This is a genomic window from Shewanella algidipiscicola, from assembly GCF_003605125.1.
GTDB classification, from domain to species: Bacteria; Pseudomonadota; Gammaproteobacteria; order Enterobacterales; family Shewanellaceae; genus Shewanella; species Shewanella algidipiscicola.
Genome location: NZ_QPQT01000003.1, coordinates 231,152 through 247,979, shown reverse-complemented (window position 1 = coordinate 247,979; position 16,828 = coordinate 231,152). Strand labels below are relative to the sequence as shown.

Below are 16,828 nucleotides of genomic sequence, written 5' to 3'. Positions count from 1 at the left end.
GACTAATTTTCTTCTGATAATTCGACAGAGCTTAATAATTCAGGATGATCTTGTTGTAATTTGACATAATATCGAGAAGCCAACGTTAACTTTTGCTTTAACTCCTTAACCAACTCAATCAACTCTTGTTCCGATTGCACTTTATCAGCGTAGCTATTACGCAGATGGTCTAAATCCAATTGAGATTTGGCTAGCATTTTTTGCCCTAAATGATTACTTTGGCTCATATTTAGCAACTCATTTTTTTGCGTTTCCAATTGACAATTTAGTGATTCAGATAAATGTTTATGCTCAGAATACCTGTTACGCACTTCATCACGTTGTTTAACCATGTCTGCAAGCTCTGATTCTGCTTTATTAAAGCTAGCAGTCAGTTGCGTATGAGACGCTTCAAGCTCAGCATGACGGGTAACGAGTTGCCTGTAAGACGCTTCAAGATCACTATTACTAGTAACGAGTTTCGTGTGAGACGCTTCAAGCTCAGTATGACGGCTAACGAGTTGCGAGTGAGACGCTTCAAGCTCAGTATGACGGGGAACAAGATGCCTGTAAGACGCTTCAGGCTCAGCATTACGGGTAACGAGTTTAGTGTGAGACGCTTCAAGCTCACTATTACTAGTAACGACTCGCGTGTGAGACGCTTCAAGCTCACTATGACGGGTAACGAGTTGTGCGTGAGAGGCTTCTAGTTCCGCCTTACCCTTAACTAGCTGTGAATTATGAGTTTCGAGCGATACCTTAGTTTCTTCAAGCTGTGTGATATAGGATGCTTGTTTTGAATTTTCCGCTACCAATATCTTCTGGTCTGCGATGAGTTTTTCAATATAGTTTTGATGGCTTGACGTTGAGTAATCTCTATCACTTAATCTGGCTTGTCGAACTAAAGAAGCCGCTACTGACTGTGGCGAATTAATTTTCACACGCTCGCTTTTTAACTGTGAATATTTACAATAGTAATACTCCAGCTCTTCTTGTAGTTGGGCTATCTGTAATAATGAAAGCTCTGATTCAGCTTCAAGCTCAAGAATTTGTGATTCCAAAGACTCCGTTTTCAACATTTTGTTATGCTGAAACTCTAATTCTTCCTGCAGCTGTGCGTTCTGTAAAGCCATAAGTTCTAACTCTGAATTATCCTGCATCATGGTTAACCTATATTCTTAAAATTAGTCTGATAACAATTCATGACATCAGTGATATCACCAATCACTTTAATTTTACCTTTGTCCAACCACATGGCTTGTTGACAGATTCTTTTAACCTGCTGAGCACTATGAGAAACAAATATCACAGTTTTATCGTTGTTATTTATGATTTTTAATAAAGCTTCTTCAGCTTTATTTTTAAATAACTGGTCACCCACGCTTAACACCTCATCGATGAGTAAAATATCGACATCTGTATACAAAGCTGTAGCAAAACCAAGTTTACTGCGCATACCTGATGAGTATGTTCGAACAGGTTGTTCATAGAAATCCGCTAACTCAGAAAATTCTTTTACTTTGTAAGTCAAGTCCTTAGCTTCTTTTTGTGAAAAACCATTTAACATAGCGCTCAAAATAGTATTATCTCTTCCTGACAAACTATTGTTAAACCCTAAGCCTAAAGACAACAGTGAAGTTTGCTTATCTGGTGCAATTATAACCGTCCCTGTTGTTGCAGGAATCACTCCAGCTATAATACCAAGCAATGATGACTTACCGGATCCATTGCCACCTAGAATACCAAAAACTTCACCCTTATTTATTGAAAATGAAACGTCGCTGAGTGCTTTGTGCGTGAAAGAAGAAAACAAGCCATTTCTTGATTTGTAGGTTAATGAAACGCCTTCACATGTTAACACAATATCACTCATGCCATTAACCTCTTGGTTAGACTAGCATTGCAAAATTTAAACATGCCCAATGAAAGAATACAAAACATCAAACCAAAAACAATAGCGGGCAATAAAAGCGCGTAATCAAGCTCAGTTTTGTGCATCAATACCACTCTATATGCATCTAAAATCGATACCATGGGATTAAAAGTAAAAACAATCTCTTTTAAGGATTCATTTTCTAATGCATTAACATCCCAAAACACGCCTGAACCAAACATCAACCCCATCATTAGCACTTGAATAATCATTGAGAAGTCCGGGGTGTAGGCAACACATATGGAAAACAGCCAACCTATGCCTAGCATAAACAGATATTGGACAGCGATAATCACAATAAAGTCAAACCAGTTAGTACCCACTAAACTACCGTTGATACTCAAAAAACACAGCAATACAAAGAACACAAAAAACTGCTTGTAGGTAACTTCTTGGATGTCCACCGTAGGAAATATGTATTTAGGAATAGGTTTCGTCATCATTAGACTCAAGTTTTGCCCTAAACTTGTAGAAGCAGCTACTACGCCTTTTTGAAACCAAAGAAATGGAATTTGACCAACCATTAAAAAAGTAAAAAAGTCCCCTTCTCCGCGTCCAAGTAAATACTTGAACACAACATAAAAAGTAAGAACATGAAAAATGGGTTCCAACACCCACCATAGGTAACTTAGTATTAACTTACTTGATTGACTTTTTAGCTTCATGATTGACATGACATGAATTAACGACAAGTCTTTCTTTAACGACATTAAAAACTCTCTTAATCGTAATAATGCAATTGACTACATAAATGCAGTCAATACAAAAAATACGTAACCTTAGTAAATCAAGTGCTATAAAAAATTAGTCATTCTAACAACGACCAAATACGTCTTCGAAACGCACAATATCGTCTTCACCTAAATAAGAACCACTTTGCACTTCAATCAATTCAAGCTGAATTTTACCAGGGTTTGTTAAACGGTGGGTAGCGCCCAGAGGAATGTAAACTGATTCATTCTCGGTTAGTAAGGTTTCCTTTGCATCTACTTCAACTAAAGCCGTACCTGATACCACAATCCAGTGCTCAGCCCTATGGTGATGCATCTGTAATGATAAGGAGGCTCCAGGTTTAACAACTATCCGTTTAACCTGGTAGCGCTTACCTGACTCAATTGAGTCGTAACTCCCCCAGGGACGATAAACTTCACGATGTAACAGATGCTCAGTTCTTCCGGTGTTTTTAAGATGGTTAACCACCTCTTTCACTTTCTGAACTTCGTCTTTATGCGCAACCAAAATCGAATCCTTAGTGCCAATAACAATTAAGTCTTGTACACCAATTGTCGCTACAAATTGGTTTTCTGATTGCACAAGGCAATTATTAGAATCGATATGTTTAACATCCCCAAGGCTGACGTTACCACTTTCATCTTTGTCTAGTACTTCCCAAAGTGCAGAAAAAGAGCCGACATCGCTCCAACCAACATTGATAGGTAAAACCATACCTTTGCGGGTATTTTCCATCACCGCATAATCGATAGAGTCATCAGGAGATTGAGAAAATGCCTCTTTATCGACTCTAATAAAATCTAAATCTCGCGTGGAGTTATCCCACGCCATTTTTGTGTGCTTGTAAATATCTGGATTGTTATTACTCAACTCATTGAGATATGCCTGTGCTTTGAAGACAAACATGCCACTGTTCCAGTAGAACTTTCCACTATTGACGTAGTGCTCAGCCGTTATAAGATCTGGTTTTTCAACAAACTGCGCAATACTCGATATTGTTCCACTGTCATCACTTGCTTGTATATAACCGTAGCCAGTTTCAGGCTTTGAAGGAACAACCCCAAATGTGACAAGCGAATCATTTTGAGCAACGTCTAAAACAGATAAGACTGCATTCTGAAATGCATTTACATCTTCAATGACATGATCAGCAGGTAAAACAACTAACGTTGCATCAGCATTTTGTTCTAATGCAGCAAATGCAGCTAAGGCAATCGCTGGCGCGGTATTACGTGCAACGGGTTCAAGAATTATAGCAGTAGGATTTTGTCCGATCTCTTGCAGTTGCTCGGCAACCATAAATCGGTGGGTATCGTTACATACAGCAATAGGTTTTTCGAAACCAGTAAGGCGTAATGCGGTTTCTTGCAACATGGTATATGAGCTAGTTAATTTTAATAACTGTTTTGGGTAGTGCTTTCTGGAAAGAGGCCATAAACGAGTCCCTGAGCCACCAGAAAGGATTACTGGATATACTTTGTGTTCCATGATCTACAACCTAATAAATGTAATATGATGTATAGCTTTTGAATCTCAAAAAGCTGCTTTTTATTACTTTTCTTGACGATTAATATCCATCTGTTTTTGTTCCAAAATTGCAACCCGCTGAATAAGCCTGTCAATTTTGACTCTATCTTTTGTTCGCTCAATATCATTCAAAAGCGCTTTTAACAGTAAAATAATGCAGGCAAATAAGACAGGGATAATTGGCGCATAACTGATCCCTAATAGTCTTGCTAATTTGTCTGATATCTGAGGGAACAATCCTACTATCAGGATTGCAACAGATAGCATGGTCCATCGTATCGCAGAGCTAGGATGTATGTTATCTCTACGGACTAAAACAAATGCTATAATGAAAAAGATAACCGCAATTAACGAAGAAAAAATTTGATAATGTTGCACTAGAATACTCTTATTTAGTGTAATTTTGGATTGTCTTTTGATAACTCAACTCGTTACTCATCCTCACCTTACTAATACAAAGTAAAGTCGTATGTGTCATATAGTAAGCCACTGCCCCCCACGAATAAAAAATCCTGGAAATGCCATCAACTCTGCGGTTCATATCTACAGGCACTTCGCTAAAGCTGAGACCAAATGTTTTTAACATTAGCAACACACCAACATCTTGATACTCTAATAGAGAAGCTTCTCTAGTACTTAGAATCTCTATGGCAGCACGACCGTATACACGCAATCCAGAAGTTAAGTCCTCGACTTTAATGCCAGAAAGGGCTCTGAATAATTTCCATGCAATATGTCTAGCAATACTTCCTCGCTCCGGGCAGGAACCTATCACCACATCATGACCACTAGATTCTTGATAACAACATAACGCAGGGATGCAGTTAGCCAAATGTTGACCATCAGCATCGAATGTTATAACCCGCTGATAATTATTTAGGTGACAGTAACGTATACCAGTTTGCATCGCTTTCCATGCACCAATATTGACGGCTAAAGGAAGCACTATGATCTGAGGATTTGCGGATACCAGTTCTAATGTATGATCCGTACTTGCATCATCTACAACTATGATATCAAACTCTGTCATTTGAAGTAGAGGCGCTAACACTTCACAAATACTGACCTGCTCATTAAAAGCGGGTATGACTATAGCGGTTTTCATCTTGTCCTCGATACTTTGAGCAAAAGTTTAAGACATGCTACGGTCCATAATCCATGGAGCCCGCATCCCTGCATACTTCAAATGGTTAATAAAATCCAAACGCGGATTATAGCAGCTTTTACTAAGAAATCGATTTCAATCCGAGGTGTCGTCGCCGGCCTTCTCAGTACTGACTCAATCTAGTGTTAACTGTAAAGCCAAAGAAACTAGCAACATTCTTCTTGTGCACAGAGATGCTAAATTATCATAACCGACACAATAAAGCGCAGTACAAAGTACCGCTGTTCATTCAGCGACTAATGATGAGAAATACTGCTAGAGCACTTATCTATGTATCGTTTAGCATCTATATTTGTTGGATCTAGCTCTAGTGCTGATTGGCTAAGCTCATAAGCGAATTCACAATAACCCATACTTAGATAAGCGTAGCTAGTACTTGCCATTATCATGCTACGATCATGACGATTCGTTACATATTTTAATGCAATATTAGCTGTTTCTATAACTCCATTTAAATCTCTTCGTTTTGTTAAAATAACGATCAGATTATTTAGACTGCTCGCACTAAGTTTACCAGAGGACAAATTAATATTTATTGCATCTCTAAGTAATACTTCTGCAGCATCTCTTTTATCAATTGACATTAGCTCTACTGCAAATTGCTCCATCGCACGTGGGTTTTGAGGAGAAAGTCTATACTCATTTTCATAAAACTTAAATGGCTCTTGCCAGAGTTGGTTACGATTATAAGTCATCGCAGTTAAGGTCACACATAGACTGATTAATACAAAAACGTTGAACCTTGGGTAACGATTTAAAAGATGAGCAAAGACGCTTACACATGAAATCGACAAGCCAATATTTGGTAAATAAGTACGATGCTCAAATGCAATGTCTCTTATAGGAATGATAAAAGATTCAACTGAATGTCCAGTGTAAAAAATAACCACTCCAATTGTAAACAAAGGTAATATATTTCTAAGCGCTACCGCTAAAAAAATCAAAAAAACATGAGCCAAAAGGGCTAAAACATGTAGAACACTAACTTCTGTTGATAACAAATTCGTCATGAAAAGTTGTTGTTTTACTGGTATAAAAAATTTCTTTATATACTCCAAAACTACAAATAACTGAGTCAAAAAATAATCGAGCCTAGAATATTCTTGAACTTCTTTCGTTGACTGGTTTAAAGCTTCAATGATTGATGCTGGCAGTATGTGAGCGAGTATAATGAATGATAATACGGCTACAGCAGTTAGAATTACTATCGATTTACGTATTCTTACATTGGAGTAAATAAGTTCGAAGCAATATATACAAACAAAGAAAACTACAAAATTCTGCTTTGTCATCAATCCAAACAGTATTGTTAAAATTAATCCGAAGCACCACTTCTTAGAAAAGTATTCTAAACGCAGTTTGAAATAACAATAGAGTGAAACTAAATAAAATAATGTGGTTAAAGATGCCAACCTCTGAACAACATAAGTCACTGCTTGAGTATTAAGCGGGTGGAGCAACCATAGCATAGCTATCGACATTGAAACTAACAGCTTATATTTGTAAGTTGTATTCGTTTGATACTCTTTAAGCAATAACAAGCACAAATAGAATAATACAATGCCGTTAAATAAATGAATAATAAAATTGGTTACATGAAATGCATATAAGTTAAGTCCTGTTGATTGAATGTTTATCCAAAAAGTAAGATAACCAAAAAATCTCATACCATAAGCAGATAAAAGCTCTTGAATAGTGCCAGTTTGTAATAACTGATTTTTTGCAATTGAAACAGTATCATCAAAATAAAAGGGCACACTAAAGCTTGGCCAGTACGCAGTAAGCACAAATATAAAACAAATAATGGGCAATAGGATTAGCAAACTATGTTTGGTAAAGAACATATTTTTAATTTCCAACAATCTAGCCATACCTTTATCCCATAAAACATCACTTAAATACCATTCAGGCGTTTACTCAAACTGGAAAGTCATAAAACCAGTCAAGACAAGATCTATTAGTAGCAAAATATGATACAAAAAAAAACGAGCCACTGGCTCGTTTTTTATTGAAAAACGCTATATTAACGGATGCTGTCAGCTTTATATTGGTCAGACAGAACGTTTACACGGCTTTCGCCTTCACGATAGTAAGGAGCAAGTGTGATTTCGTCTTCATCAGCATCAAGAATGAAAGTTACACTTAACTTAGCTTTACCAGTGATACCGAATGCAGCAGCAATATCAGCTTCACTTATTTTAGTTACAGCATGAGCTGCAGCTTTCTTAGTAAGAGTCACTGGACCATACTGGTTACCCTTGTGGTCAAAACCTTCAAGGATAATTTCAGCATCAGTCATTGCTTTGTTAGCAATTTCTACGTTTGGAGTTAAATCGTAACCAACTGGTAGGTATGGAACGTTAACAACAGATGCGTCAAGTTGGTACTCACCAAACGAAGCATCTTTAATGTAGTCTAACTTAGGAGCAACTGTTACAGGTGCAACTGGTGCATAAGTTACTGTACGAGTGATGTCGAAGTTAGTTAGCTGGATATCTTTAGTCGCTGTCGCTTCACCCCAGATTGAAATCTTACCCGCTTTACCAGTACCTGGTGCAGCTACAGTAGGAAGAGCTCCAGTTAGAGTACTTACGTCAAATGTAGCTGTATCAGTACATGCTGGAATGGCTGTTGCGTCAGAACAACTAACTACAGCAGCTACTGGAGCTACTACAGTTGCAGCACCAGCACAGCTAGGGGTGTAAGAACTATCGATTGAAACAGCTGAACCATCAGAACAAGTTGCTGCTTTCATTGTTAGATCTTTGAAAGATTTAGCTGAAAGAACAACTGTGTCAGTAGATACAGCAGCAGTTAAAGACGTATCACCCTTTACTACTGGTCGAGTGATTTGAATTTCACCAACGAGTGTACCCTTAGAAAATACAAAAGTATCACGGTTTTCACGGTTAACGAAACCGTCTAATTTAGTCACTACTGAAGCAACTTCTTGGTCAGCTGCTGAAGTTAATGCAACTGCATTTGACCCTGTTGTATCTTTTGGTTCGCCACTGAAACCATCTTCAGCTGTGTATACAGCGTTGCCAGCTTTAGGGTTAAAATCAGTAAGTTTTACAACTGTCTTAGAGTTGTTTAATACTGGGCTACCAACAGCAACAGTTAACTTAACGGTAGGAGCAACTGTTGCAGAACCAAGATCGACAACTCCAGGCGTCTCAAAAGTACCAACACCAGCACCGACTTGAGCCACTGCAGAACCAATTACAGTACCGATTGGGAAAGTGATAGTAACGATATCACCTGCAGATAGCTCTTCACGGTTATAGAATGTGAAGTCTGTATCATAAGCACTGACCAAAGTTACGCCTGCAGCAGCAGCTTCATTTGTCAGCCCAAGAACAGTGCTGATCTCTACGTCTGCAGCGCTAGCACCAAAAGACAATGCAACTGCAGCTGCAAGGATTGAGGCATTAAATACCTTTTTCATATTTCAAAATCTCCAATTTCATGAAATTGGAACAAGTTACAATATCAATTTTTATGCATTGACAACTTTTGTTCCGTTTTTTTTTACAACTTTCCTTGAGAAAGTTAAATTATTATCTAAATTGCTAAGAAGCTACTGTCCTTTGAACAATCAGAAATGTAAAGCTAAGCTGGGAGCACTAGAAACCCCTAGCGCACATTTACTTTAACTTTCCGGTCTCTAGTTTATGTATTCAACATGATAAGTCAACTGCAGATTGAACTATTCAAGTACAAATAAACAAAATTGCTAACCATATTGTTAAACATATAGTAACTCGCTCAATTTTCAACCAATTCTTATTATTTAAAGTAACACTCATTGTTAGGAGGCAGATATGCTCCCAACTCAACTGGTTACCACAATAAACATGTTACGAGAATGCTGTAGCATTGAATGTAACATAAACCAGTTTAAGCATCACCACGTTACTTTATTTCCCTTAACTGGCCTTTAAATTACGGTCTGACTATAGCCTGCCAGCGTCTAGTCACCTGCACGGTTATGTCTTTGAATGCCTGTAATCCGCATTAACACTCTCATTTTTGAACATCGACTCAATAGTAGATATCCAACTAAACACACTGATTAATGCCAAATAAACAGCCAGTTAAATAAGTAACAAACCAGAGTAAAAACTCGCAATCAAATTATAGTGCTAGGCAGAAAAAATCAAGCGATTGGTTCACCACTTTTGCCCCCCCCATGTCTATCTGAGCAGTTTTTCACCACCAAGTAAGTAACAACCATCCGTTTGTTAACAACCTAAAGTTAAAACGCTATTAGCAATGTTACACCCCATACAGAACAACAGCGCTGGCATGTATGTTTCCAGCGCTGTTGTTTGGTTTGCTCAAAGGAGAGATTGACTCACATCATTGTACCGGATTCAGATCCATATACCTCAACCCCTGAGCCAGATTATTTTTGATGTCATCCCACTCATCACTGCGAGTAATAACTTTTGGCGTAACCATGATGACTAACTCCGTCCTTACAGTATTCTGTGTTGTGGTACCAAATAGCGCACCAATTAACGGCAACTTACTTATCCAAGGTAATCCAACCTGGTTATCGGTGGCGTTTTCACTGATTAAACCACCCAAGATCACTGTTTGCCCACTTTCAGCGACAACTTCAGTATCGATACTGCGCTCAAAAATTTGCGGATTCCCCTCAACTTCGGCGCCGCCATCAACCTGATTAGAATTGCTCTGCTGTATGGTCATAATCACCACCCCCTGAGCATTAATGGTCGGCGTTACCGTAACATCGATACCCGTTTTACGGTACTCAATCGATTTTGTTACCCCATTGGTGGGATCGGTTGTCGTTTTACCGACAACAGGAATATCTGTACCCACTTGGATACTTGCAGCGACCCCGTCACGCACTAATAAACTGGGCTTTGACAGTACATTGACCCATTTATTACTTTCAAATGCCTGAGCATCGATTTTATTACCGCCACTGGCCCAGCTAAAAACACTTCCCCCAATAGCAGACGCACCATGTTTATTACTAAAACTAAATTTACCCGAACTAAATGCCATATCGACACCAAACTTAAATTCATCTGTCAGGGTCACTTCGGCAATAGAGACCTCTAAAATGACCTGTTTTGGCATGACATCAAGACGCGCAACCAAAGGTAGAATAGCCTGATATTCAGGCCCAGAAGAGTAGAATATAAGTGCATTTGAGCGTTCATCCACTACCATATTGATATTTTCATTGCTGGCACTGCTGATGTTACTTGGGGCCCTATTCTCTATTGCCGCCGCCTTATCACCGGAAGCTTTTTCGGCCCTCTGCGTCGAGGCGCTACGCCCAGATATTAAAGCAGATACACTTGCCCCAAGGTCGGATGCTCTGGCAAACTTTGGTGTATAGACAAAATACTGCTTCTGATTACCCTTACTCGGCTTATCCAGCTGCTTTGCCCAGAATTCGACCCGCTCAATAAAATCAGATTCACTGGCAAATACGGCCACAGCACCTAGCTGAGAGATTGGTACCATAGAGATTCGACTATCTACGCTCTTATCGACTCCCATAATCCCTTCATTTTGTAGAATTTCAGTAAGTGATTCGATAAAGACATCGGTATCGATAAAGGTCAGTTTTAAGAAGCCGATATTTCGGCTGCGACTGCCGGGAGAGTCCAAAATCGCCAAAAGCTCGAGGGAGCGAATTACCTGCTCGCGCTCTCCCTTTAAAAATAATACTCCTTGCGCCATATCAACAGCTGTATTCACGCCTGTGATATCTCTGAGCGTTCTGATTGAGTTACTATTAATTAGATACCTTAAGGGCACTATCTGCTGAACATGAAGCGCATTTGGAATGCTATCTACCGTTCTGCCGTAACCCACCGACGTGTTCTGCCCATCATTTTTCTCGATCTTGTGAATATAAATAACATTATTTTGACTCTTTATGCCTATGCCACGTTCGAGCAAAAGCTGTTCTGTTAGGCTGTATAGCTTCTGTGGGCTAATCTTATTTTGAACATTCAAAGTAACTGTACTTGGTACATCAGTTAATTTTTGCCCTAAAACATAACTACTTTGTAGAAGCTCACCAAAACTGTAATGCAGGAAATCTACCAGAGGCATTTTATCAGCTGCAATAGTAAGGCTGGCTTTAGTTGAAAAGGTGTCTGCTATTGCGTCATCGTTACTAAAGCCCACCTGAGGTTTGGACAACGTGGGGACTCGCGTTAGTGAAGTTTCACTTTTAGCTTCATATACTCCATCATCTTCAGACTTGTCAGCTAACCCTACCTGACTCTCACCAATACTGGTGTTGAGAAGGTAAGAGGAACCTACCTTCTTATGATTTCTTTCACTTTGACTCTCTAAGCTCGCACAGCCGTTAAGTAGCAGGATACTGATACACACAGCAGCTCCCACCCTTAGCTGGCGGGGGATTTGCTTTTCGGGTAATGCTGGCAGCGTAATAAAGTAGTCTCGCTTTTGTGACATCATTAAATTATCCAATCCAAAATTATGGTTTTATCTGTTATCTGTTATCTGTTATCTGTTATCTGTTATCTGTTATCTGTCTACAAAATTTTCTTAGCTATGCTTTCCAAGATAAGAGTTAAATTGAACTAAATTACCCATTCTCTCATCTGTTACTATTTAATAACTGAATCTTGCTTAGTTAGTAATGGGGCAAACAGTTCAAGCCAAAGGCGCCGCCCGTTATCGACCAAAACCACCCGCCTGCTATCAATCGATTCGACGGTATATGGCCCCAGTAAATCACCTTTGAACACACTGATATTTGTTTTACCTACCTTCTGTTGCACCTTTTCCCTTAAACGGTCCTCATTCGCATCACTTTCTGACACAACACGGCTCTCGGGAGCCTGTGTATAAGAGACACTAAATGCGGCTTTATACTCTCCCGCTTGGACAACCCCACTGAGTCTGTATATCGCATTGCCGATATACAACTTACTCAACAGTCCTGACTGCTTGTTTTGCTCTACCAGTGACATACTGTCGATAATATTAGTTGTCAATTTAACTTCTTTTTTAACTTCAACAACTTTGGGTTGATCGAATTGACTATATAATCCAATCACCTCGATTTCGTCACCACTGCTCTGTTTCATTTGAATCTCAACAGGTAACTCAGGTAACAGATCCGACTCTCGGAATTGCTCATCTGACTGATTAATAAAATAATCGATAACGAGCAGCGCAAACAAGAGTACCAGGCTAATGGCTACCCATGTTAGCTTTTCGGCAAAAGTAGCATTATCACGGCCCTGCTGCGATATGCTGCCAAACACACGAGTTAACGAGATTGTCATCAGGATTCCTCACTTGAAAGCAACTTGACGGCGAGTTTTAACGACACTTGCCCATTTACACTGCCAAGCTTGTCTGACGTTTGACCGCGAATACTCAACTGATTAGAGTCCAAACTAACATTGGCGAAATCGCCATTTTGTTGCAGTTCTTGCAGTAAACTAAGGTATTGTTTAAGAGAGCCCGTAAATCGAATATCCAATAACAAGGTCTGAATATCGTTAGTTTTCAGGCCATCACGCCATGATGAGTTACTAAGCTCGATGTTATGACGTTTGAATAGGCTCTCCAATTTCGATTGCGCTGTCAGTTTATAGCTAGTGATGCTAGCCGTTTGAGCAAAACCGGACTCGGCTTGCTCTAGTCGCACTGACATCGTTGTTTTTCTGACCAGCATTTCATCTTTAAGTGCCAGCAAGGCGCGGGTTTTATTCAGGTTTGACTGGGCTTGTTGTTGTTGTTGCCAGTTATCCTGTTTGGTTTCCCACAATGGGACCCAGACAAATTTCATTAACACTAACACGGCGACTAAGATCAGGTATCGCTTATACTTGATTAGCTCCTGCATTATTGAGCCTCCACGCTGGGCTTATATGCAGCCGAGTCGATCATCTTGTCACTTTCAGTTTCGGCCTTCATAGCCGAAGCAGTATGAACTGAGGTTGGTTTGACTTGTAGTAGCTCAAACTGAACCGTTGCTGCGTCCATATTACGCTGGCGGCGTACAGAGCCGACAAATTTAGCATTGGTTACGCCAGCTTGTTTAATGAGTTGCTGCAGGGCTTGCGAGGCAGACTCTGCGGTAAAACGTAAGGTGACTGTTTGCTGTTGCTGCTGCACATCACTAAAAATCACCCCCAATTCATACATGGGGGCAAGTATCTTCCACACACTGAGCAGTTGAGTACTTTGCGGCCGGTTCTCTGCCAATTGACCATAGCGGTCAATCATCTCATTGATATCCTGATATTGGTTTAATACTTGGTTGGCTTCTTTGGTGGCTGCGCGCAACTCTTGCTTGGTGCTATCGGCTTTAAATTCCGATACCTGCGCGGCTAACACAAGATAAAGGGTGATCACGACAAGTCCAGGCAAAGCCATGCGATATAAGACTGTAGAGCTCGCGTCAAATGACAGAGCCGCTCTGTTTACCAGACCATTTAGCGGCAGTTGATAAAGGTGCTTCAATCGCGCTTTTAACGACAATATATGCTCTTGAGCCGAAAGGTGAACTTTATGTTGAGCTGTCACCCCTTGTGACAAAGCAAACTGCTCGAGATTTTGAATTATCCCGCCCTGTAGTGCTGACACAATACCGGCAACACTGTTAGAGACAAATACGGTGTTACAAGGGTTTACCGTTTGATAGCTTAATAAGCTATCTGATGAAAGCCCATGACCTAATAAACTTGTTTCGGGGATCAATAACCAGGCTTTCAACCCATGAGTTAGCTCATTGAGGTAATAATAGGTGACGGGCGTTTTACCATTGATGATTGTCCCTACAATAAATAACACCTGAGAAGGGCTATTTTGTACCTGTAATTTGACCAACTTAACCACATCGGATTTTTTAGCTATCGGATACCATTGCAGCTGTTCGCGATAACAGTTACGACTCAAGATGGCAATTTTGCCTTTATGTAGATGGGCATTAACCGAAGTGAGAGTTTCCTCTTTAGACTCAGATTGAGAATCTTGATTAGCACTAGCTTTGATGGTTTCAAATGAAAGAACAGCATCAGCTGCTGTTTGATTGAAACGGTAAATTCGGCTATCGACATAGATAACCTGATTCAAAACCATTCTTTTGATTTTATTGATTATTTTTGGACTAGCACTTAGCATCATTCATTCTTATCATCTTGGGTTCTTTTAACGTCCATACGAGCTGCTTAGGCTACCATTATGTTCGATTGTTGATTTGGCGTTTCTCTCAACAAAACAGCGTGCATCATATCAGTAACTGGCGAAGCATTAAAACAAAATGAAATTAAGGCCAGCTTAAATAATGCCTAAATCTCACTTTATTGCTGCGCCCCCTCCATTCTGCGCCATTTATCGAGAATAAGAGGAAAAGTCATATCGTCAATGGCAGTGGAGAGCAACTATACACCTGTTGTTTTATGCACTTCATTCCACCTTATTGAAACCATACCACCGGAAACCTATTCTCGGGCCGAAGGTAAGCAATGAAGCGCCGCTTTGCTACCGCTGTGCCAACAGAGGCCGTCAACTCAATTTGAAGGCGTCTCCCTGGTGCAAAAATTATGGTATCTCCCTCCTCTATCTGCGTCAGCTCGGAAAAACGTTGACGGGTTAATCTCCCTTCTCTGCGCAGCTTGTCGACTTCCATGGCGATTTCAGGAGTTAACTTAGCCTGCAACAGAGGCAGTGGCGCCGTCATGGGGTTGAACATGAGTTGTTGTAATGTGGTAACAAGGGGCGAGAGTTGCTGATAAAGCTTATCGTCGATACCGTCAACATTTCTTAACTCACCGACACTGAGTATGTGTTCGCCCCTGACAACGCTTCCATTCATAGTTGTAAATTGATTACTTTCATAGCCTTGCCAATACTGTAAATTTGAGGCAATAGTTTGAGCCTCTTGAGGCTGCTTACCAAGAAACTGTAGTAATTGCTGCAATTGTGATGAATTATGCACACCATAAACCGATAGCAAGCCATTAATATCCTGAATGGACACAGTAGCCCCATCTGAAACTGTGAATGGCTTGCCATAAAAGTTCCATAACCGACCTATTTCATCTTGTTGCTGCAATGCGCGGTCAACATCATTTTTAGAAATTGTCAACAGAGCAAAAAGCAGCCGACTTTCCAGAGTCCGTAGTTTTACTTCGGCCTGTATCTTGTGCTGCAGATCGGTAGCAATAGTCACCTGCTGTCGGCTGGACAGGGTAAACTGCAGGGCCATCATAGATAAAATGGCGGTAAGAAGCAGTACCTGAATCAAGGCTACGCCTCGTTGAGCAACATTCAACCTTATTGATTGCATCTTAATGATTAACGACGATAAAAATGAATAAATTAAGCATCAGTACTTTTCTCACGGGCATAGAACATTTGATATCTGTTATCGTTAAGCAGTGGGAATATAATGGGTTCATTGTTGCCCCATGTAATATTAACTGCATAGGGTAACATGCCAGTTTTCTCGCCAAAATATTCCTTCATCCATTTGGGGGCCATAGGCTCCCCTTCAAAAAATGCAGTCCGTTGTTTTTGATCTTCCCAGCCATAAAAATTAAAGCGGATATCATTGTCTGTGAGCAGTATTTGACTGTAATTCGATTTAGGCAGTGAGCTTAACCTCAGCAGTGGGGATAGCCCAAATGGCGTCTCCTCATACCTTAGTTGTTGCTTGCCATCCGCTAAGACAGTAACACTGAGTCTGATTAAAGCTTGGCCATCGGTATTAAAAACAGGATTATTAGTAACGAACAGAAGATATTTATCATTACCCTTGAAAAAATAGACTGCCTCATCTTTGTCATCTTTGTCATCTTTTACTATATAGTTGGAGGCGCCATTCAACGCTTTTTGCAACAGCACTAAGTTTTTGGCAGTAGCAACCTCTTGGGTAAAACTGCCCATATCTTGTTGCCAGCGTTGGCTAAAGGTTGAGAAGCTAAGGCTACCGATAAACATCACTATACTCAGCACAAGCATAGCGATCAGGATCTCAATCAGGGTGAAGCCCGATGATTTTTTTCGCCTTATCATTGTGTGCCCCAGGTCAACTCTTCAAACTCGAAGGTCTGACTATAATCCTGCTTTTTTAACGTCAGGCTCACTTGCCATAAATAAAACTTATTGTCAAAAGTAACCACTCTTCCATCATCCGGGCTGAATCTTGAAGGCGGTGCCCCTTTCTTGATAACGTTGGCACGCCACTGAAACTCAAAGCCGTTGAGTACTCCCTCATCGTCTATCTGTTTATCGGTTTGCTCCATCTTAAGCCTGAAACGTATAGTATCAAGCAATAGTGGTGTGATACCCAGAAGTTCAGCCGAGCGTGTTGCCTTACTGCTTGCTATCGTGGCACCGCGATAGGTTTGGCTGACCACCCCGATAACGGCAAACAAGATGGTTGCGGCAATAAGTACCTCGATTAAGGTAAAGCCCTTTTGAGGACGACTATAACGGCAATTCATTATTTG

15 protein-coding genes are annotated in these 16,828 nt (G+C 40.2%); all 15 read right to left on the bottom strand.

The window, feature by feature from the left end:
- Positions 1-2: 2 nt before the first annotated feature.
- The 15 genes from DVO77_RS04775 to DVO77_RS04705 all read right to left on the bottom strand — a co-directional run bounded on the left by DVO77_RS04775 (position 3) and on the right by DVO77_RS04705 (position 16,822).
- On the bottom strand, positions 3-1,142 hold the full coding sequence (locus DVO77_RS04775) for a coiled-coil domain-containing protein (RefSeq protein WP_119977526.1): 1,140 nt from the start codon (positions 1,140-1,142) through the stop codon (positions 3-5).
- Between the two features lie 2 nt (positions 1,143-1,144).
- Positions 1,145-1,852 carry an ABC transporter ATP-binding protein gene (locus DVO77_RS04770; protein WP_119977525.1) on the bottom strand — a complete coding sequence of 236 codons (708 nt, stop codon included), beginning with the start codon at positions 1,850-1,852 and terminating at the stop codon, positions 1,145-1,147.
- The gene (locus DVO77_RS04765; protein WP_119977524.1) at positions 1,849-2,622 is read right to left on the bottom strand and encodes an ABC transporter permease; all 774 of its coding nucleotides are present in this window, start codon (positions 2,620-2,622) and stop codon (positions 1,849-1,851) included. The genes DVO77_RS04770 and DVO77_RS04765 overlap by 4 nt, the downstream gene beginning before the upstream one ends.
- 103 nt (positions 2,623-2,725) lie before the next feature.
- Positions 2,726-4,132, bottom strand: coding sequence for a mannose-1-phosphate guanylyltransferase/mannose-6-phosphate isomerase (locus DVO77_RS04760; protein ID WP_119977523.1), 1,407 nt, complete (start codon positions 4,130-4,132; stop codon positions 2,726-2,728).
- A gap of 63 nt (positions 4,133-4,195) precedes the next feature.
- Positions 4,196-4,549 (bottom strand): DUF2304 domain-containing protein, encoded by a 354-nt coding sequence (locus DVO77_RS04755; protein WP_249038102.1) that lies wholly within the window; start codon positions 4,547-4,549, stop codon positions 4,196-4,198.
- A gap of 10 nt (positions 4,550-4,559) precedes the next feature.
- Complete coding sequence (locus DVO77_RS04750; RefSeq protein WP_119977521.1) at positions 4,560-5,276, bottom strand: glycosyltransferase family 2 protein; 717 nt, start codon at positions 5,274-5,276, stop codon at positions 4,560-4,562.
- Positions 5,277-5,572: 296 nt separating this feature from the next.
- Entirely contained in the window at positions 5,573-7,207 is a 1,635-nt protein-coding gene (locus DVO77_RS04745) for a tetratricopeptide repeat protein (RefSeq protein WP_119977520.1), read from the bottom strand.
- 152 nt (positions 7,208-7,359) lie between these two features.
- Positions 7,360-8,784 carry a hypothetical protein gene (locus DVO77_RS04740; protein ID WP_119977519.1) on the bottom strand — a complete coding sequence of 475 codons (1,425 nt, stop codon included), beginning with the start codon at positions 8,782-8,784 and terminating at the stop codon, positions 7,360-7,362.
- Between the two features lie 914 nt (positions 8,785-9,698).
- Positions 9,699-11,813: a type II secretion system protein GspD gene (locus tag DVO77_RS04735; protein WP_119977518.1), complete on the bottom strand. Its 2,115-nt coding sequence runs from the start codon at positions 11,811-11,813 to the stop codon at positions 9,699-9,701.
- A 152-nt stretch (positions 11,814-11,965) separates the two neighbouring features.
- A complete protein-coding gene (locus DVO77_RS04730; RefSeq protein ID WP_119977517.1) occupies positions 11,966-12,649 on the bottom strand; it encodes a hypothetical protein in 684 nt (227 codons plus the stop codon).
- Positions 12,649-13,215, bottom strand: coding sequence for a hypothetical protein (locus DVO77_RS04725; protein WP_119977516.1), 567 nt, complete (start codon positions 13,213-13,215; stop codon positions 12,649-12,651). The genes DVO77_RS04730 and DVO77_RS04725 overlap by 1 nt, the downstream gene beginning before the upstream one ends.
- A complete protein-coding gene (locus DVO77_RS04720; protein WP_162924145.1) occupies positions 13,215-14,447 on the bottom strand; it encodes a hypothetical protein in 1,233 nt (410 codons plus the stop codon). Before DVO77_RS04720 ends, DVO77_RS04725 begins: the two co-directional genes overlap by 1 nt.
- A gap of 343 nt (positions 14,448-14,790) precedes the next feature.
- A complete protein-coding gene (locus tag DVO77_RS04715) occupies positions 14,791-15,621 on the bottom strand; it encodes a type II secretion system protein GspK (protein WP_162924144.1) in 831 nt (276 codons plus the stop codon).
- Between the two features lie 74 nt (positions 15,622-15,695).
- Positions 15,696-16,391 carry a prepilin-type N-terminal cleavage/methylation domain-containing protein gene (locus tag DVO77_RS04710; protein WP_119977513.1) on the bottom strand — a complete coding sequence of 232 codons (696 nt, stop codon included), beginning with the start codon at positions 16,389-16,391 and terminating at the stop codon, positions 15,696-15,698.
- A complete protein-coding gene (locus DVO77_RS04705) occupies positions 16,388-16,822 on the bottom strand; it encodes a PulJ/GspJ family protein (protein WP_162924143.1) in 435 nt (144 codons plus the stop codon). The genes DVO77_RS04710 and DVO77_RS04705 overlap by 4 nt, the downstream gene beginning before the upstream one ends.
- Between the last annotated feature and the right edge of the window lie 6 nt (positions 16,823-16,828).